A 278-nucleotide genomic window follows, 5' to 3' on the forward strand; every position below is an offset into this window, starting at 1 on the left:
GTCGTGCCCTATGGCGCATTTCCGACGGCGACCGGTCCTTTGATCGTTGCCGCTGGCAATGATCGATTATTCGAACGATTGGCAAAAGCCCTCGGGAACCCGCAATGGGCCCGCGACCATCGTTTTGCCAGGAATGACGGGCGCGTCCGCGCCCGCGCCGAGCTGGAAAAGCTCATAACCGGCGTCCTGGCGCAGAGGTCGCGCGACGACTGGATCGCGCTCTTCGAGGCCGAGGGAATTCCGTGCGCGCCGATCATGGAAATTCCGGAGGTCCTGGC

1 protein-coding gene is annotated in these 278 nt (G+C 63.3%); it reads left to right on the forward strand.

Going from position 1 to position 278, the window contains the following annotated elements:
- Positions 1–278 (forward strand): CoA transferase (locus ACX6XY_RS30210; protein WP_460337843.1); only part of this gene is annotated, 278 nt, incomplete at both ends.

The organism is Streptomyces sp. O3 (assembly GCF_054788135.1).